The sequence below is a fragment of the Streptomyces sp. WZ-12 genome (genome assembly GCF_028898845.1).
In the GTDB taxonomy this organism is placed as follows: Bacteria; Actinomycetota; Actinomycetes; order Streptomycetales; family Streptomycetaceae; genus Streptomyces.
Map to the genome: position 1 here is coordinate 6,813,174 of NZ_CP118574.1, position 18,257 is coordinate 6,831,430.

Sequence of the window (18,257 nt, forward strand, 5' to 3'; positions counted from 1 at the left end):
CCCGGCCGTTACGCACAGGAAGGCTTGACCCCATGCCCGTCCCGCACCACCCGCTGCGGCTGGCCGTCGCCCTGGACGCCCCGCAGGCCCCGCCCCCGTCCGACGCCGCGCCCTACCTCGCCCTGGCCCGGCTCGCCGAGCGCGGCACCCTCGACTTCGTCACCCTCGGCGACCGCTTCGGCGGCCCCGGCCCGGACGCGCTCTCGGTGCTCGCCCGGGTCGCGCCGACCACCGAACGCCTCGGCCTGGTCGCCACGGTGACCACCACCCACACCGAGCCGTTCCACGTCTCCACCGGCGTCGCCACGTTGGACTGGGTCAGCCGCGGCCGGGCCGGCTGGACGGTGGCGGCGTCCACCAGCGAGGCCGAGGCCGCGCTCGTCGGCCGGCGCCCGGCCGCCCCGGCCGCCGAGGTCTGGTCGGAGGCCGACGAGGTCGCCGACGTGGTGGGGCGGCTGTGGGACAGCTGGGAGGACGACGCGGAGATCCGCGACCGGGCCACCGGCCGCTTCGTCGACCGCGACCGGCTGCACTACGTCGACTTCACCGCCCACACCTTCACCGTCCGCGGGCCGTCCATCGTCCCCCGGCCGCCACAGGGCCGCCCGGTGACCGTCGTCGAGGTCGCGGACGCCCCCGATGCCGGCCACGCGGAGCGGGCCCGCTGGGCGGTGGCCGCCGCCCGCGCCGACGTGGTGCTGGTCCGGGCCGAGGACCCGGGGACCGCCGGCGCCGCCCGCGCGGCCCTGCACGACCGGGCCCGGGCGCACGGCCGCGACCCCGGCGCGCTGCGGGTACTGGCCTCGCTGCCGGTCGAGTTGGAGTCCCCGGCCGACGCCGTCGGCCTGGCCGACCTGCTCGGCGACTGGTTCGCCCAAGGGGCCGCCGACGGCTTCCACCTGCGCCCCGCCGACCCCGCCCGCGACCTGCCCCGGATCGTGGAGGGCACCGTCCCGACCCTGCGGGAGCGCGGCCTGTTCCGCCACTCCTACGAGGGCACCACCCTGCGCGACCACCTCGGACTGCCGCGCCCCGCCAGCATCTACGCGCCCGCCCGGGAGGCCGTCCGATGAGCCCGACCGCCGGTCCCCGCAAGCAGATCCACCTCGCCGCGCACTTCCCCGGCGTCAACAACACCACCGTCTGGGCCGCCCCGCCCGCCGGCCCGACCACCGCCCCTGGCCGAGACGCTGCGCGTCCCCCCTCCTTCGGCAGTCAGATCGACTTCGCCTCCTTCGAGCACCTGGCGCGCACCGCGGAGCGCGGCCTGTTCGACTTCTTCTTCCTGGCCGAGGGGCTGCGGCTGCGCGAGCACAAGGGCCGCATCCACGACCTCGACGTGCTCGGCCGGCCCGAGTCGCTCACCGTGCTGGCCGCCCTGGCCGCGGTCACCGAGCGGCTGGGCCTGGCCGGCACGGTCAGCGCCACCTTCAACGAGCCCTACGAACTGGCCCGCCGGCTCGCCTCGTTGGACCACCTCAGCGGCGGCCGGGCCGCCTGGAACGTCGTCACCACCTCCGACGCCTTCACCGGGGAGAACTTCCGGCGCGGCGGCTTCCTGGACCGGGCCGACCGCTACACCCGCGCCGCCGAATTCCTCGCCACCGCACGCGAGTTCTGGGACTCCCGGGCCGACGCCGGGGAGCCGCTGCCGGTGGACCACCGTGGGGCGCACTTCACCGTCCGCGGCGAGTTCGGCGTCCCGCGCGGCCCGCAGGGGCACCCGGTCATCATCCAGGCCGGGGACTCCTCGGAGGGACGGGAGTTCGCCGCCTCCGCCGCCGACGTGATCTTCACCCGGCACAGCGGGCTGGAGGCCGGCCGCGCCTTCTACGCGGACGTCAAGCGCCGGCTCCCGGCGTACGGGCGGCGGCCGGCGGACCTGAAGATCATGCCGGGGGTCACCTACGTCCTTGGCGACACCCCCGCCGAGGCCCAGGAGCACGCCGCCGAGATCCGCCGCCAGCAGGTCTCCCCGCAGACCGCGCTGCTCACGCTGGAGCAGGTCTGGGGCGTGGACCTGTCCTCCTACGACCCCGACGGGCCGCTGCCGGACATCGACCCGGACCCGCACGGCGAACTGGCCCAGGGCCGGGTGCGGATCGCCGACCCGCGGGCGGTCGCCGACCGGTGGCGGGCGCTCTCCCGCGCCAAGGGGCTCTCCATCCGGGAGACCGTGATCGAGACCACCGGGCGGCAGTCGTTCATCGGCACGCCCCAGGACGTGGCCCGCGAGCTGGAGGCCTTCGTGCAGGGCGACGCCGCCGACGGTTTCATCCTCGTGCCGCACCTCACGCCCGGCGGCCTCGACCCGTTCGTCGAGCGGGTCGTCCCGCTGCTCCAAGAGCGCGGCGCGTACCGCACGGAATACACCGGAACCACCCTGCGCTCCCACTTGGGGCTGCCGGATCCGGCGCGCCCCGTAAGGAAGGACTGAGATGACCAGCAGCACGACCCCGCCGGACGCCGTCCAGGAGTGGCAGGAGTGGCGCGAGGGGCGCCGGGCCGCGGTCAGCGGACCCCACGGACCGCTCGCGCTCGCCGGCACCCACTGGCTCGCCGACCACCCCGAGGGCCGCATCGAGGGGCTGCCGGGCCGCTGGACGGTCGCCACTGACGGGGCCGCGGTCGTCCTCGCGGCCGCGCCGGAGGACGGGCTCACCGTGGACGGCACCCCCGCCGTCGGGGAGTTCCGGCTCGACGCGGACGCCGGGCCCGCGGCGGCCCGGGTGGCCCACGGCGCGCGCCGCCTGGTGGTGCTGCGCCGCGAGGACCTGTGGGCGGTCCGCGACTTCGACCCGGACGCCCCGACCCGGCGGGCCTTCGCCGGCATCGACGCCTACCCGCACGACGCGCGCTGGGTGCGGCCCGGCCTGTTCCGCCCGTACGCCGAGCGGCAGACGATCCGGGTGGCCAACGCCGACGGGCGGCAGCGCGGCTTCGTCCTCGGCGGGGAGTTGGCCTTCACCCTCGACGGCGACGAGCACGTCCTGAAGGTCGCGGTGGAGCCGGACGGCTCGCTGTGGGCGGTGCTGGCCGACGCCACCAGCGGCACCGACAGCTACCGCTTCCGCTTCCTGCGGCCGCCCGCGCCGGCCGCCGACGGCACCGTCACGGTCGACCTCAACCGGACGCTGCTGCCGCCCTGCGCCTTCGCCGACCACTTCATCTGCCCCTTCCCGCCGCCCGGCAACACCCTGCCGTTCGCGCTGCGGGCGGGGGAGCGGAACGTCCGCGTCCGCTGAGCCGGAGGCCGCCCCGCGCGGGCCGTGACCGTCCCGGGTGCCGTCAACTCGGCGCCCGGGACGGCGCGTTGACGGAGCCCGGCGGGGTGGTGCGAGGAGTGCGGGATCATGGCAGCCCTCTTGCGCCGCGGGGGCGGCGACCCTCAAAATCCGGTCAAGCGCTTGTCAGGGGCACGTTAAAAATGTGCCGCGGGGCTTCCCTCCGGCGCGCCCGCGTGCTCCTCGACTGCGCCTCACGGGCCGCCCGTTGGCGGCCCCCGATCCCCCTCGGAGGAATCAGTGAGGAATGCGCGCATGACCCCCCGCAGCGGCGCAAGACGCAGCCGGCTGATCGCCGCGACCGCCGGACTGGTGGCCCTCGGCGCCCTCGCCGTACCGAACGCCGCCGCCCAAACCCCCACCCCCGCACGGACGTTCAGCGCGGCCCAACTCACCGCCGCGGGCGACGCGGTCCGCGCCGCGGACGTCGCGGGCACCGCCTGGCGGGTCGACCCGACGACCCGCACCCTCGTCGTCACCGCGGACCGCACCGTCTCCCAGGACCAGCTCGCCACGATCCGGCGGGCCGCGGGGAGCAACGCCGACGCCGTCCGGATCGAGCGCACCCCGGGCACGCTCCGCAAGCTGATCTCCGGCGGCGACGCCATCTACGCGCCGAGCTGGCGCTGCTCGCTCGGCTTCAACGTCCGCAAGGGCAGCACCTATTACTTCCTGACGGCCGGTCACTGCACCGACGGCCAACCGCCCTGGTACACCGACTCCTCGCACGCCACGAGCATCGGCCCCACCACCGGCTCCAGCTTCCCCGGCCACGACTACGGCATCGTGCAGTACACCAACACCGCGTTGGCGCACCCCGGAGCGGTCGGCGGCCAGACCATCACCGGCGCCGGGAACCCCACGGTCGGCCAGACGGTCACCCGCCGCGGCTCCACCACCGGCGTCCACAGCGGCAAGGTCACCGGCCTGAACGCCACGGTGAACTACGGCAACGGCCAGATCGTCTCCGGCCTGATCCAGACCACCGTCTGCGCCGAGCCCGGTGACAGCGGCGGCCCCCTGTACGCGGGCAGCACGGCGCTCGGCCTGACCTCCGGCGGCAGCGGCAACTGCACCAGCGGCGGCACCACCTTCTTCCAGCCGGTCACGGCGGCGCTCAGCGCGTATGGCGTGAGCCTGGCCTGACGAGGGCCTGCGGCCGGCTCGCTTCCCACGTTGTTGGCTCTCCCGCCGTGCGGGTTGCTGTCTTTCCGCCTTCGGCGGAGGGGTGTGTTGGGCGGGGCGTCTGGTGGGTCTGTGGTGGCGGGTGCGGTCCTCCGGGGGCGGGGTTTTCGGACTGCTTCGCTTTACGTCCGAAAACCCCGCCCCCTCCGGCCCGCCCCCTCCCGTGGGGTGGGCGCCTCCGCCCGGTGGGGGTGAGGGGAGAGGGGGCGGAGTGGGGTGCTGTTCGTATCCCTGCTTCCGCCGGAGGGGGAGTCGGAAACGGGGTGGTGCTTGTGCCTCTTCTCCCGCCGGGGCGGGGTCCCGTTACGTACGGGAGGGTGCGGGGCCGGAGGGGTGGGCCCGCACCCGGCACCCATCGCAAAGCCGGGCCCCGCCCCAACACCCCTTCCGCCGAAGGCGGAAACCCCACCACGGCGGGGAGGCCGACGACGTACGGGGCCTGCGGCGTCAGCCGCCAACGTGGAAAGCCGGCCGGCCGCGGGCCTACCATGGGATCCAAGAGCCGTAGAAACCCTTAGTGCGCCGTATCGGCGCAGTTCAGGGGGCCGTGATGGTCGGAGAACTGGTGGCGGCCGGCGTGGGGCTGGTCTCCGCGGGTGCGGTCTATCTGATGGCCGCGGCACGGGTGGTCAAGCAGTACGAACGGGGCGTGGTGCTCCGGCTGGGGCGGCTGACCAGCCCGGCGCGCGGTCCGGGCTTCACCATGATCATCCCGGGCGTGGACCGGATGCGTAAGGTCAACATGCAGATCGTCACGATGCCGGTGCCCGCGCAGGAGGGCATCACTCGGGACAACGTCACGGTCCGGGTCGACGCGGTGGTCTACTTCAAGGTCGTGGACGCCGCCGACGCGGTGGTCCGGGTCGAGGACTACCGGTTCGCGGTCTCGCAGATGGCCCAGACCTCGCTGCGCTCGATCATCGGCAAGAGCGAGCTGGACGACCTGCTGTCCAGCCGCGAGAAGCTCAACCAGGGTCTGGAGCTGATGATGGACAGCCCGGCCATCGGTTGGGGCGTGAGCGTGGACCGGGTCGAGATCAAGGACGTCTCGCTGCCGGAGACCATGAAGCGCTCGATGGCCCGCCAGGCGGAGGCCACCCGGGACCGCCGGGCCCGCGTGATCAACGCCGACGCCGAGCTCCAGGCGTCCAAGAAGCTGGCCGAGGCCGCCGCGGCGATGTCCGGTCAGCCCGCGGCGCTCCAACTGCGGCTGCTCCAGACCGTGGTGGCGGTCGCCGCCGAGAAGAACTCCACCCTCGTCCTGCCGTTCCCCGTCGAGCTGCTGCGGTTCCTGGAGCACGCCGGGCACCAGGCCCAGGCGCAGACCGCGCAGACACAGGCGGAGACCGAACGGGCCCGCGCGCAGCGGCCGTCGGAGGAGCGGACGGTTCCGACGGACGCCGCCCCGCCCGCGCCGTCGGTCCCGGACGGCGTCGTCGAGGACGCCCTCCCGGCCCTCGAAGACCTCCCGCGGGCCGAAAACCTCCGCAGCGGCTCGCCGTAGCCCGCCCCGCACCGCCACCGAGGACGACCGCCGCACCCGGGTACGGCGGTCGCCCGCTGTACGGCGACCGCCCCCGTAGCGGCGTGCCCGGCCCCTCGCGGGACGGCGCCGGGAGGGTGCGCGGACCGCGCTGAGCTGCCCAAGTCCGGTGGGTGGAGCTGGCGTTAGTGGCCGCCGTGGGTGTGGTGTCCCCGCTTGGCCTACGGGGGCGCCACCGCCGCCACCGTGGTCACCGCGCACGCGGCGGCCGTCCGATGCGCCCACCAGGAGCTGGAGTTCTCCCGCACCGCCGCGGAACCGGAGCGCCTTTCGGCCCGCCGCGCCCAGGGGGGCGGCCCCGCCGCCGATGACGCCTTCGTCGGCCGGTGCGAACGGGTACCTCCACGTAGAACGAGGGTGGGACGGCGAAATGGCGCGGTGCGTAGGGCACTTGGCGCGCTGAGGCCACCCATGGCGGGACTTTTTCCGGACAGCCGCGATCCTCACACTTCCGGTGGCCGCCGACCGCGCCACCCGCCCTCTGATGTCCGTACTCAGGAGTAAAGCGGTCGGATATCGGTGTGAACGAGATGTGGGGAAAGCGTGAACTCCCGCACCCGAGACCGGAACCCGGTCTTGTGCACGAGTGGGACGGGTGGGAATACTCGGCTCCGTTGGCATGGACGCGACTCCCCGAGGTGGTCGCCACGGGGTGGTGCCGTCCGTGCTCGGTACCTCACACCTCACTCTCGGGCCCGCATGGACTCCCCACGGTCCGGGCCCAACCCCCCACGGGAGGCCCTGAGTTGAAGCACCGACGCATACCCCGCCGCCGCACGATGCTGGCCGGCGCCGGCGCACTCGCGCTGGCCGCCACCGCGACCGTCACCCTCGCCAACGCCCACGCCGCACCGGCGCCCGCGACGGCCAAGCTCTCGCCGGCCGCCGCGACCACGCTGGCGTCCCAGCTCAAGTCCGGCACCGCCGGCGCGTACTACGACGCCCAGGCCAAGAAGCTGGTGGTCAACGTCGTGGACCAGGCGTCCGCGGCGAAGGTCCGGGCCAAGGGCGCGGAGCCGAGAATGGTCACGCACACGATGGCCCAACTCGACGCGGCCCGGCAGACCCTGAAGGCCAAGGCGACCATCCCCGGCACCGCCTGGGCGATGGACCCGAAGGCCAACAAGGTCGTGGTGACCTCCGACCGCACGGTCACCGGCGCCAAGCTGGACCGGCTCACCAAGGTGGCCAAGGGCCTCGGCGACACCGTCGAACTCCGCCACACCAACAGCCAGTTCCGCCCGCTGATCGCCGGCGGCGACGCGATCTGGGGCAGCAGCGCCCGCTGCTCGCTCGGGTTCAACGTGGTCAAGGGCAGCGACCCGTACATCCTGACCGCCGGCCACTGCGGCAACGCCGTCCAGGAGTGGTCCGACCAGCAGGGCGGCCAGACGATCGCGACCACCGAGACGTCGAAGTTCCCGGGCAACGACTACTCGATCGCCAAGTACAGCGGCAGCACCGAGCACCCCAGCGAGGTCGACCTCTACAACGGCAGCACCCAGAAGATCACCAAGGCCGCGGACGCCACCGTCGGCGAGCAGGTGAAGCGGTCCGGCAGCACCACCCAGGTGCACGACGGCACCGTCAAGGCGCTGAACGCCAGCGTCAACTACCAGGAGGGCACGGTCGACGGGCTGATCCAGACCGACGTCTGCGCCGAGCCCGGTGACAGCGGCGGCGCCCTCTTCGACGGCGAGAGCGCGCTCGGCCTCACCTCCGGCGGCAGCGGCGACTGCAGCCAGGGCGGCGAGACCTTCTTCCAGCCGGTTCCGGCCGCCCTCCAGGCGACCGGTACCCAGATCGGCTGACCGACCCGGCCGACCGGCCCCGGTCGACGGCATGAACCGGCCCCCGGACGCTCTCCTCGTCCGGGGGCCGGCGCCGTCCGCGGTCCGCCGTTTCCTGGTGGTGCGTCAGGATCGGCCGGCGGTCGGTCAGAACTCGAAGACCGAGCCCTTGCCGTCCGTCATCACGCAGGAGTTGGCGAAGGTGTGGGTGTACGAGACCCGACGGCCCTGCCAGACCCCGTCCGCGGTGACCACGACCGGGTCCCACAGCATGTTGCACACCCGGGTGCTCTTCGTCGCACCCTCGGTCACCGCCTCGAAGTCGCCGCCGACCGCGCGCAGTTGGGTACAGGCGGCCATCGGGGCCGGGTGGGTGCCGGTCGCCATCGGCATACAGCTCAGCGTCGCCGCGCGCTCCACCGTGGCGTCCGCCCGGGTCTCGCCCCGGCCGACCGTCAGCACCAGCTCCGACGGGGCGTAGAGGCCACCGGTCCGGGCGGGCTGGGCCGGCGTGGCGGCCTGCGCGGTGGTGGACAGCGCGCCGAGAATCAGCGCCGCCCCGAGCGCGACCGCCCCAGTGATGTACCGCATGACGAACACTCCCTTGCTCGTAGGTCCAGATACCGGACGGGAGTCTGGCCCAACCGCATCTCAAACGCACGCGCCCCGATCACTTTTGGTCGATAGGTGAAAGCTGAGGGTAATGGCGCGAAAGTGTCCGGGAGTTGGGGTGCGGGGCGCCGGGGCGCGGGGCGCTGCCAGCGCCGATGGGGGCCGTCCGGAGGCCCTCGATTCACCTCCGCGAGGAGGGAATCCGGCCGCCGACCGTCCGTTCGGACGGGAGTCGATCTCCGCCGATTGTCCGAAGGGCGGGGCCTGGGCGGCCCGGGGTCCGCCCGGTGGATCAGGGGTGGTACGCCCTAGGGTGCGCCCTGCTCGGTGTCGCCGAAATCTCCCTGGTCGCCCGGCCGTTGGTCGAGTTCGGGCAGGCCGGCGGTGAGCGCCCGCATGCCGCGGGCCACCAACTCCGCGGGGCCGTGCGGCCCGTCCGCCCGCGCGTCGCCCGCGGCCCACTCCTCGACCGCGACCCGCATCGCGGTGTTCGCCGCCGCCGCGGCCAGCCGCACCTGGAGCCGGCCGGCGCCGGTGAGCCGCGCCAGGACCGGGCGCAGCGCCTCCTCGGAGTCGTGGTGGACGCGGTGCCAGACCGCGCGCAGCGCCGGGTCGTCGGGCATCGCCCGCAGCAGCCCGCGGGTCCAGCGCAGCGCCTCGGCGGCCCGCTCGTCGGTGGGGGTCAGCGCCCGGCGGGCGGCCCGCTCCAGCGCCGCGCGGGCGGGCGGGGCGTCCGGCCCGGCGGTGGTGGCCGCCAGGTCGTCGATCCACTGCCGGACGCCGACGGCCAACAGCGGGGCCACCGCGTCCTCCTTGGTGCGGAAGTACCGGTAGAAGGTGCGCAGCGCGACGCCCGAGGTGCGGGCGATCTCGTCCGCGGTGACCCCGGGGCCGCGCTCCGCGAACAGGGCGGCCGCGGTGCGGGCGATCTCCAGCTGGGTCTCGGCCTTCCGGCGCTGGGTGAGGGAGGGGCGGGGTGCGGTGGGCATGCGCCCAGCTTACGGAGCGCGTGCCTGATCGGCATGTCATGTGAATGTGGCACAACGTGCCAAGTGGGCGTACGGTGCGCACAACGTCCCCTGAGGCACTTCACGAAGGAGCAGCACCATGAACCGCTTTGACGGACGTCGCACACTGATCACCGGGGCCGGCTCGGGCATCGGACAGGCCACCGTCCACCGGATCCTCGCCGAGGGCGGCCGGGTGGTCGCGGTGGACGTCGACGAGGCGGGCCTGGCGGCCACCGCCGAGCGGGCCGCCGCGGACGGCACCGCCGACCGCCTGCAGACCGCGCCCCTGGACATCTCCGACGAGGCCGCGGTGCGCGCCGGCGTGGCCGCCGCGGTGCAGCGCCTCGGCGGGCTGGACGTCCTGGTCAACGCGGCCGGCATCCTGCGCTCCGCGCACACCCACGAGACCACCCTGGACTTCTTCAACAAGGTCATCTCGGTCAACCTCACCGGCACCTTCCTGATGATCCGCGAGGCGCTGCCCGCCCTGCTGGCGGGCCAGGCCCCGGTGATCGTCAACTTCAGCTCCACCTCGGCCTCGTTCGCGCACCCGTACATGGCGGCGTACGCGGCGAGCAAGGGCGGCATCCAGTCCATGACGCACGCCATCGCCAGCGAGTACGGCAAGCAGGGGCTGCGCGCGGTGTGCGTGGCGCCGGGTTCCATCGCCAGCGGGATGACCACCGGCCGCGGCCCGGGGCTGCCGGAGGACGCCGACATGAGCCTGTTCGTGAAGCTGGCGCCGGCCCTCGGCCGGGGTTTCGCCGGTCCGGAGACCGTCGCCGGCGTGATAGCCATGCTTGCCTCGGAGGACGGCGCCTTCATCACCGGCACGGAGATCCGGATCGACGGCGGTACGCACATGTGACGGCCGGCATGGCCGGAAGGCGACGGCCCGCGGGCGAGCCGCCGCGGGCCGGAGCGGGAGAATGGACGGCGCCCCGTGCGTGCCGCGTCGGGAGGGGCGTGGCAGGCACGGGGCGCCGTCGTGCGTCGGGTCGGTTCAGGCGGGCAGCCGCTTCCCGCCCTCGGGTGTCGGCCCGGCGCTGCGCTCGTCGGCCGTGCGGTGCAGCGTCGCCAGGAGGACGGTGACCAGGGTGCCGCCCACCGCCCAGGCGGAGAGCACCAGCAGCGGCCCGGTCAGCGACTGGCCCCGGAAGTAGGTGATCGAGCGCGCCGCCCAGGTGCCGGCGCCCGGCGGCAGCGCGGGCCCGATCGCCCGCCAGAACGGCGGCAGCAGCGGATAGGGGTAGGCGCCGCCCGCGCTCGGGTTGCCGAAGACCACGATCACCAGGATCGCCAGGCCGATGCCGATGATGCCCAACAGCCCTTGGAAGGCAAGGGTGGTGGCGCCCACCGCGAAGACCACCAGCGCGCCCAGCCCCCACAGTCCGAAGAGGCTGCCGGACAGCGCGCCGAGGACCGGGCCGACCACGATCGCCCCGGCCAGCCCGGCGGCGATCGAGTACAGCGCCAGCGCGGCGAGCCGGATGACCGCCCGCGGCCCGTTGGCCGGGCGCGCCCCGGCGCTGATCGCCAGGATCGCGGCGCACAGGTAGCCGCCGACGCACCACCCCACCACCAGGTAGAAGGACGACAGGCTGCGACTGTCGCCGGCGCCGGTCGGGAGCACGTCCTCGGTGCGAACGGTCCGGTGCTGCTCCGCCTCGACCGCCGTCACGACCGCCTCGACCGCCTGGGAGAGCGCGGCGCCGCCACCGCTGGCGACCAGCAGCCGGTCGGTGGTGCCGCGCGGGTCGAAGAGCAGCGCGGCGTCGATCTCGCGGTCCGCGAGCTGGCGCCGGGCGACCGCCTCGGAGGCCGCCGGGCGCGGGTCCAGCGGTGCGCCCGGGAGCCGGTCCAGCTTGCTCACCAACTCCCCGCGGACCTGGGCCGGGGCGACCACCGCCAGCGTCATCCGGTCCGGCTTCGGGTGGTGGAAGGCGCCGGTGTACGACGTGATGAAGGCGACCATCAGGCCCAGCACCCCGATCACCAGGAGCGCCGCCCGGGTCGTCACCGCGCTCTTCACCTCCCCGATGAAGGTGAGGCGGGTGCCGTCGTCGCTCGTGGCCATGCGCCGCTCCGTTCTGGGTTCGTAGCTGCTCGTAGCTGCTCCACGGGCTTTATATCCGTTTTGGTCGATATCTCCCGGTCGGTGGGCCCCCTGGGCGCGTGTTCGTACGAGTGTTCGAGAAAGGCGTTATGGTGGAGGAAGTGAAACAAGGGACGCGAATACAGCCGGGGGGCGTATGAGGTGCAGGAGGTGCGGATGCCCGGGTTCACGCATCTGCACACCGCTTCGGGCTTCTCGCTGCGCTACGGCGCCTCCCACCCGGAGCGGCTGGTCGAGCGCGCCGCCGAACGCGGCCTGGACGCCCTCGCGCTGACCGACCGGGACGGGCTCTTGGGTGCCGTCCGGTTCGCCAAGGCCGCCGCCGAGGCCGGCGTCCGCCCGCTGTTCGGCGCCGAACTCGCCGTCGCGGACGGGGAGTCGGCGCCCCGGCCCGCCGCCCGCCCCCGCACCCCGGTGCGGGGCGGCGCCTTCCTCGACGAGTCCGCCGCCCGCGCCGTCTTCCTGGCCCGGGGCGGCGCGGCCGGCTGGGCCGCGCTCTGCCGACTGGTCTCCGCCGCCCACGCCCACCGCGGCGAGCAGCCCGTCCTCCCGCGCGACGCCCTGGAATCCGCCACCGACGGGCTCACCGTCCTGCTCGGCCCGGACTCCGACGTCGGCCGGGCGCTGGCCGCCGGCCGCCCGGACCGCGCCGCACGGCTCCTCGCCCCCTGGCGCGAGCGGTACGGCGACGCGCTGCGCCTGGAGGTCGTCGACCACGGGCGCACCGGCAGCGGCCCCGGTTCCCTGCGGCTGGCCGCCCGCACCCTCGGCCTCGCCGTCGACCAGGGCGTCCACGCCGTGTTGACCAACGCGGTCCGCTACGCCGACCCCGGTCAGGGCCCGGTCGCCGACGTCCTGGACTCCGCCCGCCGCCTGATGCCGGTGGACCGCCGCCGCCCCGAGACCTGGGACAGCGGCGAACGCTGGCTCAAGGGCGCCGACGCGATGGGTCGCACCGCCGAGCGGATCGCTGAGGCGGCCGGCTTCCGGCGCGACCTCGCCCACCGGCTGCTCACCATGACCGAGGAGACCGCGGGGGAGTGCCGGGTGGACCCGCGGGCCGACATCGGGCTCGGCCGCATCCACTTCCCCGAACCCCACCTCGTCGGCGCGGAACACCGCACCGCCGCCCGGGTGTTGCGCTCCCGCTGCGCCGCCGCGATGGTGCTGCACGGTTACGACCGCGACCGCGCCCACTGGACGCGGCTCCACGACGAGCTGCGCACCATCGAGCGGCTCGGCTACCCCTCGTACTTCCTGACGGTCGCCCAAGTCGTCGACGACGTACGGGAGTTGGGTATCCGGGTCGCCGCCCGGGGCTCCGGCGCCGGGTCCCTGGTCAACCACCTGCTGGGCATCGCCCACGCCGACCCGGTCGCGCACGGGCTGCTGATGGAGCGCTTCCTGTCCGCGCGGCGCGCCGCGCTGCCGGACATCGACATCGACGTGGAGTCGGCCCGCCGGCTGGAGGTCTACCGCGCGATCTTCGACCGCTTCGGCGCCGAGCGGGTGGCGACCGTCTCGATGCCCGAGACCTACCGCGTCCGGCACGCGGTCCGCGACGTGGGCGCCGCCCTCGGCATGGACCCGGCGCGGGTGGACCGCCTCGCCAAGGCGTTCCCGCACATCCGGGCCCGGGACGCCCGCGCCGCGCTGGCCGAACTGCCCGAGCTGCGCGGGGTGCGGGAGGGCGCCGACGAGCGGCTGTGGCAGCTCGTCGAGGCGCTGGACGCGCTGCCCCGCGGGATCGCCATGCACCCGTGCGGGGTGCTGCTCTCCGACGCCACCCTGCTGGACCGCACCCCGGTCGTGCCCACCGCCGGCGACGGCTTCCCGATGTCCCAGTTCGACAAGGAGGACGTGGAGGACCTGGGGCTGCTCAAGCTGGACGTGCTGGGCGTGCGGATGCAGTCCGCGATGGCGCACGCGGTCGCCGAGCTCGGTCGGGCCACCGGGACCCGGCTCGACCTGGACGACCCGGCGCAGGTGCCGCCCGGCGACCCGGCCACCTACGACCTGATCCGTTCCACCGAGACCCTGGGCTGCTTCCAGATCGAGTCGCCCGGCCAGCGCGACCTGGTCGGCCGGCTCCAACCCGCCACCTTCCACGACCTGGTCGTCGACATCTCCCTCTTCCGCCCGGGGCCGGTCGCCGCCGACATGGTGCGGCCCTTCATCGAGGCCCGGCACGGCCGGCGGCCCGTCCGCTACCCGCACCGCGACCTGGAGGGACCGCTGCGCGAGACCTACGGGGTGGTGGTGTTCCACGAGCAGGTCATCGAGATCCTGCGGATCATGACCGGATGTCACCGGGACGAGGCGGACGAGCAGCGGCGCGCGCTGGCGGACCCGGAGGAGCAGGGGCGGGTGCGCGACTGGTTCGCCCGGCGGACCGCCGCCCGCGGCTACGCCCCCGACGTCATCGCGCACACCTGGGAGATCGTCGAGGCGTTCGGCGCGTACGGCTTCTGCAAGGCGCACGCCGTCGCGTTCGCCGTGCCCACCTACCAGTCCGCCTGGCTCAAGGCGCACCACCCGGCGGCCTTCTACGCCGGGCTGCTCACCCACGACCCCGGGATGTACCCCAAGCGGCTGCTGCTCGCGGACGCCCGGCGGCGCGGGGTGCCGGTGCTGCCGTTGGACGTGAACCGGTCCGCGGTCACCCATCGAATCGAACTGGTGTCCGATGGTGGAGGTGCCCCGGACGTCTGGGGGCTGCGGCTGGCCCTCTCCGACGTGTACGGAATCAGCCAGGTCGAGGCCCGGCGGATCGCGGACGGTCAGCCCTACCGCTCGCTCCAGGACCTCTGGCAGCGGGCCCGGCCCGGCCGCCCGGTGGCCGAACGCCTCGCCCGGGTCGGCGCGTTGGACGCCTTCGGCGCCAACCGGCGGGACCTGCTGCTGTACGTCGCCGAACTGCACCACCACGGACGGACCGCCCCCGGCGGGCAGTTGACGCTCCACACCGACCAGGAGGCGGGGGAGGTCGAACCGGTCGAGCCGGCCGGGCTGCCCGACCTCACCGACGTGGAGCGGCTCAGCGCCGAGCTCGGCGTCCTGGGCATGGACGCCTCCCGCCATCTGATGGCCGACCACCGGGAGTTCCTCGCCGAACTGGGCGCGGTGCCGGCCCGGCTGCTGCGGGGTGCCCGGCACGGCGAGACGGTGCTGGTCGCCGGCGCCAAGGCGGCCACCCAGACGCCGCCGATCCGCTCCGGCCGCCGGGTCATCTTCACCACCCTCGACGACAGCACCGGCCTGGTCGACTGCGCCTTCTTCGACGACAGCCACGAGGCGTGCGCCCGCACCGTCTTCCACTCGTGGCTGCTGCTGGTGCGCGGAACGGTGCAGCGGCGCGGCCCGCGCAGCCTCAGCGTGGTCGGCAGCGCCGCCTGGAACCTCGCCGAGCTGGCCGAACTCCGCCGCACCGGCGGCCTGGAGGCGGTCACCGCCCACCTCGCCGCCACGCCGGAACCGGACCGCACGGCGCCCGCGACCGCCCCCGACGGCGCCCCGGCGGACGGGCCCTCCCGCGCGCCCGAACCCTCCGGCGCGGGCGCCGGCCGCACCCTCCGCCTGGAGACCGGCTACGAGCTGCACCCCTGGGCGGACCTCCAGCCGCCCGGCGAACGCGCCGCCACCGGCCGGAAGCTGTGGCACGCCAGCCCCGGGAGCGCCGGATGAGCCGCCCCGGTGCAGGCACGCTGTACCTCCGCTTCCGGACCGCCGCCGGCGAGCCCGTCGACGCCCGGCAGTACGAGCAACTGCTCGGACTGCTGGGGCAGTTCACCCCCGTCATCCAGGCGCTGCCACCGGACGCCGCGCTCGCCGACGTCCGCGGCGCCCTGCGCTACTTCGACCGGGACGCGGCCGGCGTCGCCGCGCTGATCCGGCTGCGCGCGCTGGCCTGGCACGGCGTGCGGTGCACCATCGGCGTCGGCGGCACCCCGCAACTGGCCCGGCTGGCAGCCCAGGACGCCCCGCCCGGCGGGATCCGCGCGGTGCCCGCCGACCCCCGGGCCGTCGCCGCCTTCCTCGATCGCCGGCCGGCCTCCGCGCTGTACGGCGTCGGGCCCGCGGCCGCCCGCGCGCTGTCCGCCTACGGGCTCGACAGCGTCGGCAAGATCGCCGCCGCGCCGCCCGCCACCCTCCAGCGAATCCTGGGCGCCCGGGCCGGCCGGGCGGTCCTGGAGCGCGCCCGCGGCATCGACCCCACCCCCGTCACGCCCAACGCGGCCGCCCGCTCGCTCGCCGCCGAACACCGCTTCGCCCACGACGAGTTGGACCCGGACCGGCGCCGCCGGGCGCTGCTCTCGCTCGCCGACGAACTCGGCGCCCGGCTGCGGGCCTCCGGGCAGGCGGCCCGCGCGCTCACCCTCACCGTCCGCTACGCCGACCGCTCCACCACGACCCGCACCCGGCGCCTGGACGCGCCGACCGCGCACGGCCCCGCACTGACCGCCGCGGCCTACGCACTGCACGCCGCGCTCGGCCTCCAGCGGGCCCGGGTGCGCGCGCTGGCCCTGCGCACCGAGGACCTGTGCCGCGCCGAACGCGCCGCCCGCCAGCTCACCTTCGACGCTGCCGACGACAGGGCCCACCGCATCGAGGCGGCCGTCGACCGGGCCCGGGCCCGCTTCGGCACCACCGCGGTGCGCCCCGCGGCCGCCCTCGGACCCTCCCCGGGGCCGGCCCGGCCGCCCCACCGCGCTCAGCCGTAGAGCCGCTCCGCGTACCGCGGGCCGTAGTGCTCCTCCAGCGCCGCCAGCGGCACGTCCTGGGCCTCAAGCTCCTTGGTTATCTTGGCCCTTGAGGGCACCGCCTCCGGCCGCCAGCTCTCCGGCTTCCACAGCTCCGAGCGGAGCAGCGCCTTGGGGCAGTGCGAGAAGACCTCCTCGATCTCGACCAGCAGCGCCAGCCGTGGGCGGTGCCCCTTCACGACCAGCTCGTCGAAGAACGGGGCATCGCGCAGCAGCCGGGCCCGGCCGTTGATCCGCAGGGTGTCGCCCCGCCCTGGCAGCACGTAGAGCAGCCCGACGCGCGGATTGACCAGGACGTTCCGGAAGCCGTCCACGCGCTTGTTGCCGGGGCGGTCCGGGATGACCAGGGTGGTGTCGTCCAGGACGTGGGTGAAGCCGGCCGGGTCGCCCTTGGGCGAGACGTCGCAGTTGCCGGCCGCGTCCGCGGTGGCTATCAGGCAGAACGGCGACTGCGCCAACCACTGCCGGTCGAGCGCGTGCAGCCGGTCGCGGGTCTTGTGCGCGGCGTGGTGGCTGGGCTCGCCGACCAGCGCCCGCAGCTCCGCCTCCGAGGAGACCTCCTCGATCCCCGTCAGGACGTCCGGCGCGGGCGCCGGCTCCACCGGAGCCTCGCGCCCCCGACCGCCCGCCGTTTCCGTCGGTCCGTCCACCGTCGCGTCCATGGTGTCTCCCCTCGTTCTTCGCCCGGACGCCCTGGTCGATCGGGTCTCCGATGCGTTTTCGACCCTACGCGACGCCACTGACAGCCCGGCCCGGCCGGCGGCGTCCGGACCGGGGCCGGCCCGCCGGACCGACCGTCATCTCCCCGGCACGCAACCGGCGTTGCGCACCCGGCCGTGCGGTGCGGATCGGGTGCGCGTTCCTTCACCGTCACGCCACTGGTACGTCGCGCTTACCCGCCCGTAACTTACTGTGCAGTCACCCCCATTGGTCCTTGCGATCCGGATCGCAGGTGAACGGCTCACGAGCTCTTCGCCAGTCCCCCTCACCCCGCAAGGAGCACCGCATGAAACAGCGTTGGTCGAGACTGCGCGCCGTCCTCCCGGTCGTCGCCCTCGCCATGGGTCTCACCGCGGCGACCCCCGCCGCCGCTGCCCGCCCGTCGCCCGCCGCCGCCCCGGCAGGAGACGCCTCGCGCCGCCCCCTTCAAACCACCAGCGGCTGGAACGACTTCTCCTGCAAGCCCTCCGCCGCCCACCCCCGGCCCGTCGTCCTGGTCCACGGAACCTTCGGCAACTCCGTCGACAACTGGCTCGGCCTCGCACCCTACTTGGTGGCCCGCGGCTACTGCGTCTTCTCCCTGGATTATGGCCAACTGCCCGGCGTCCCGCTCTTCTACGGGCTCGGCCCCGTGGACGCCTCGGCGCAGCAACTCGCCAGCTACGTCGACCGGGTGCGCTCCGCGACCGGCGCGGACAAGGTGGACCTGGTTGGGCACTCCCAGGGCGGCATGATGCCGCGGGTCTACCTGAAGTTCCACGGCGGCGCGGACAAGGTGCACACGCTGGTCGGGCTGTCCCCCGACAACCACGGCACCACCCTCGACGGGCTGACCAACCTGCTCGACCTCTTCCCCGGTGCCAAGAAGTACCTCGACACGTTCACCCCGGGGCTGACCGACCAGGCCGTCGGGTCCGCGATCCTGGGCCGCCTCAACGCCGGCGGCGACACCCTCCCCGGCATCCACTACACCGTCATCGCCACCCGGTACGACGAGGTCGTCACGCCCTACGCCTCGGGCTACCTGAGCGGCCCGGACGTCCACAACGTCCTGCTCCAGGACCTGTGTCCGGTCGACCTCTCCGACCACGTGGCCATCGGGACCGTCGACCGGATCGCCTTCCACGAGACGGCCAACGCGCTCGACCCGGCGCACGCCACCCCGACCACCTGCGCCTCCGCCGCCAGTTGAGCGGTGCCCGGCCCGCGGTCGGCGCGCGGGCCGGGGCCGGGGCCG

14 protein-coding genes are annotated in these 18,257 nt (G+C 74.7%); 10 read left to right on the forward strand and 4 right to left on the reverse strand.

What is annotated here, in order from left to right; all coding sequences use genetic code 11:
* Window positions 1–32 precede the first annotated feature (32 nt).
* The 6 genes from PV796_RS29510 to PV796_RS29535 all read left to right on the forward strand — a co-directional run bounded on the left by PV796_RS29510 (window position 33) and on the right by PV796_RS29535 (window position 7,823).
* On the forward strand, window positions 33–1,073 hold the full coding sequence (locus tag PV796_RS29510) for an LLM class flavin-dependent oxidoreductase (protein WP_274916506.1): 1,041 nt from the start codon (window positions 33–35) through the stop codon (window positions 1,071–1,073).
* Window positions 1,070–2,437 (forward strand): NtaA/DmoA family FMN-dependent monooxygenase, encoded by a 1,368-nt coding sequence (locus PV796_RS29515; RefSeq protein ID WP_274916507.1) that lies wholly within the window; start codon window positions 1,070–1,072, stop codon window positions 2,435–2,437. The genes PV796_RS29510 and PV796_RS29515 overlap by 4 nt, the downstream gene beginning before the upstream one ends.
* Before the next feature lies 1 nt (window position 2,438).
* Entirely contained in the window at window positions 2,439–3,245 is an 807-nt protein-coding gene (locus PV796_RS29520; RefSeq protein WP_274916508.1) for a DUF1684 domain-containing protein, read from the forward strand.
* 279 nt (window positions 3,246–3,524) lie between these two features.
* Entirely contained in the window at window positions 3,525–4,430 is a 906-nt protein-coding gene (locus PV796_RS29525; protein ID WP_274916510.1) for a S1 family peptidase, read from the forward strand.
* Window positions 4,431–5,019: 589 nt separating this feature from the next.
* Window positions 5,020–5,973, forward strand: a complete 954-nt coding sequence (locus PV796_RS29530) for a slipin family protein (RefSeq protein ID WP_274916511.1) — start codon at window positions 5,020–5,022, stop codon at window positions 5,971–5,973.
* A 785-nt stretch (window positions 5,974–6,758) separates the two neighbouring features.
* Complete coding sequence (locus tag PV796_RS29535) at window positions 6,759–7,823, forward strand: S1 family peptidase (RefSeq protein WP_446750636.1); 1,065 nt, start codon at window positions 6,759–6,761, stop codon at window positions 7,821–7,823.
* Window positions 7,824–7,949: 126 nt separating this feature from the next.
* Here PV796_RS29535 and PV796_RS29540 read toward each other — a convergent pair whose 3' ends face one another.
* Together PV796_RS29540 and PV796_RS29545 are read right to left on the reverse strand one after the other, a co-directional pair.
* The gene (locus tag PV796_RS29540) at window positions 7,950–8,393 is read right to left on the reverse strand and encodes a subtilase-type protease inhibitor (RefSeq protein WP_274916513.1); all 444 of its coding nucleotides are present in this window, start codon (window positions 8,391–8,393) and stop codon (window positions 7,950–7,952) included.
* 329 nt (window positions 8,394–8,722) lie between these two features.
* Complete coding sequence (locus tag PV796_RS29545) at window positions 8,723–9,403, reverse strand: TetR/AcrR family transcriptional regulator (RefSeq protein WP_274916514.1); 681 nt, start codon at window positions 9,401–9,403, stop codon at window positions 8,723–8,725.
* A 118-nt stretch (window positions 9,404–9,521) separates the two neighbouring features.
* Between PV796_RS29545 and PV796_RS29550 the strand changes: the two genes are divergently transcribed.
* Window positions 9,522–10,292: an SDR family NAD(P)-dependent oxidoreductase gene (locus tag PV796_RS29550; protein ID WP_274916516.1), complete on the forward strand. Its 771-nt coding sequence runs from the start codon at window positions 9,522–9,524 to the stop codon at window positions 10,290–10,292.
* Window positions 10,293–10,427: 135 nt separating this feature from the next.
* Here the strand turns inward: PV796_RS29550 and PV796_RS29555 are convergent, their stop codons facing one another.
* Complete coding sequence (locus PV796_RS29555) at window positions 10,428–11,501, reverse strand: DUF3533 domain-containing protein (RefSeq protein ID WP_274916518.1); 1,074 nt, start codon at window positions 11,499–11,501, stop codon at window positions 10,428–10,430.
* 195 nt (window positions 11,502–11,696) lie between these two features.
* Between PV796_RS29555 and PV796_RS29560 the strand changes: the two genes are divergently transcribed.
* Together PV796_RS29560 and PV796_RS29565 are read left to right on the forward strand one after the other, a co-directional pair.
* Window positions 11,697–15,224, forward strand: coding sequence for a DNA polymerase III subunit alpha (locus tag PV796_RS29560; protein WP_274916519.1), 3,528 nt, complete (start codon window positions 11,697–11,699; stop codon window positions 15,222–15,224).
* Window positions 15,221–16,261, forward strand: coding sequence for a DNA polymerase Y family protein (locus PV796_RS29565; RefSeq protein ID WP_274916521.1), 1,041 nt, complete (start codon window positions 15,221–15,223; stop codon window positions 16,259–16,261). Before PV796_RS29560 ends, PV796_RS29565 begins: the two co-directional genes overlap by 4 nt.
* Here the strand turns inward: PV796_RS29565 and PV796_RS29570 are convergent.
* Window positions 16,252–16,962: a pyridoxamine 5'-phosphate oxidase family protein gene (locus PV796_RS29570; protein ID WP_274916522.1), complete on the reverse strand. Its 711-nt coding sequence runs from the start codon at window positions 16,960–16,962 to the stop codon at window positions 16,252–16,254. The genes PV796_RS29565 and PV796_RS29570 overlap by 10 nt on opposite strands.
* Before the next feature lie 344 nt (window positions 16,963–17,306).
* On the opposite strand from PV796_RS29570, the gene PV796_RS29575 reads away from it, so the two are divergent.
* Complete coding sequence (locus PV796_RS29575) at window positions 17,307–18,212, forward strand: esterase/lipase family protein (protein WP_274916524.1); 906 nt, start codon at window positions 17,307–17,309, stop codon at window positions 18,210–18,212.
* Window positions 18,213–18,257: the final 45 nt, after the last annotated feature.

What these genes read in the sequence shown, in the direction of transcription:
- PV796_RS29510 (WP_274916506.1), top strand. Translation starts at nt 33, where the DNA reads ATGCCCGTCCCGCACCACCCGCTGCGGCTGGCCGTCGCCCTGGACGCC.
- PV796_RS29515 (WP_274916507.1), top strand. Translation starts at nt 1,070, where the DNA reads ATGAGCCCGACCGCCGGTCCCCGCAAGCAGATCCACCTCGCCGCGCAC.
- PV796_RS29520 (WP_274916508.1), top strand. Translation starts at nt 2,439, where the DNA reads ATGACCAGCAGCACGACCCCGCCGGACGCCGTCCAGGAGTGGCAGGAG.
- PV796_RS29530 (WP_274916511.1), top strand. Translation starts at nt 5,020, where the DNA reads ATGGTCGGAGAACTGGTGGCGGCCGGCGTGGGGCTGGTCTCCGCGGGT.
- PV796_RS29540 (WP_274916513.1), bottom strand. Translation starts at nt 8,393, where the DNA reads ATGCGGTACATCACTGGGGCGGTCGCGCTCGGGGCGGCGCTGATTCTC.
- PV796_RS29545 (WP_274916514.1), bottom strand. Translation starts at nt 9,403, where the DNA reads ATGCCCACCGCACCCCGCCCCTCCCTCACCCAGCGCCGGAAGGCCGAG.
- PV796_RS29550 (WP_274916516.1), top strand. Translation starts at nt 9,522, where the DNA reads ATGAACCGCTTTGACGGACGTCGCACACTGATCACCGGGGCCGGCTCG.
- PV796_RS29555 (WP_274916518.1), bottom strand. Translation starts at nt 11,501, where the DNA reads ATGGCCACGAGCGACGACGGCACCCGCCTCACCTTCATCGGGGAGGTG.
- PV796_RS29560 (WP_274916519.1), top strand. Translation starts at nt 11,697, where the DNA reads ATGCCCGGGTTCACGCATCTGCACACCGCTTCGGGCTTCTCGCTGCGC.
- PV796_RS29565 (WP_274916521.1), top strand. Translation starts at nt 15,221, where the DNA reads ATGAGCCGCCCCGGTGCAGGCACGCTGTACCTCCGCTTCCGGACCGCC.
- PV796_RS29570 (WP_274916522.1), bottom strand. Translation starts at nt 16,962, where the DNA reads ATGGACGCGACGGTGGACGGACCGACGGAAACGGCGGGCGGTCGGGGG.
- PV796_RS29575 (WP_274916524.1), top strand. Translation starts at nt 17,307, where the DNA reads ATGAAACAGCGTTGGTCGAGACTGCGCGCCGTCCTCCCGGTCGTCGCC.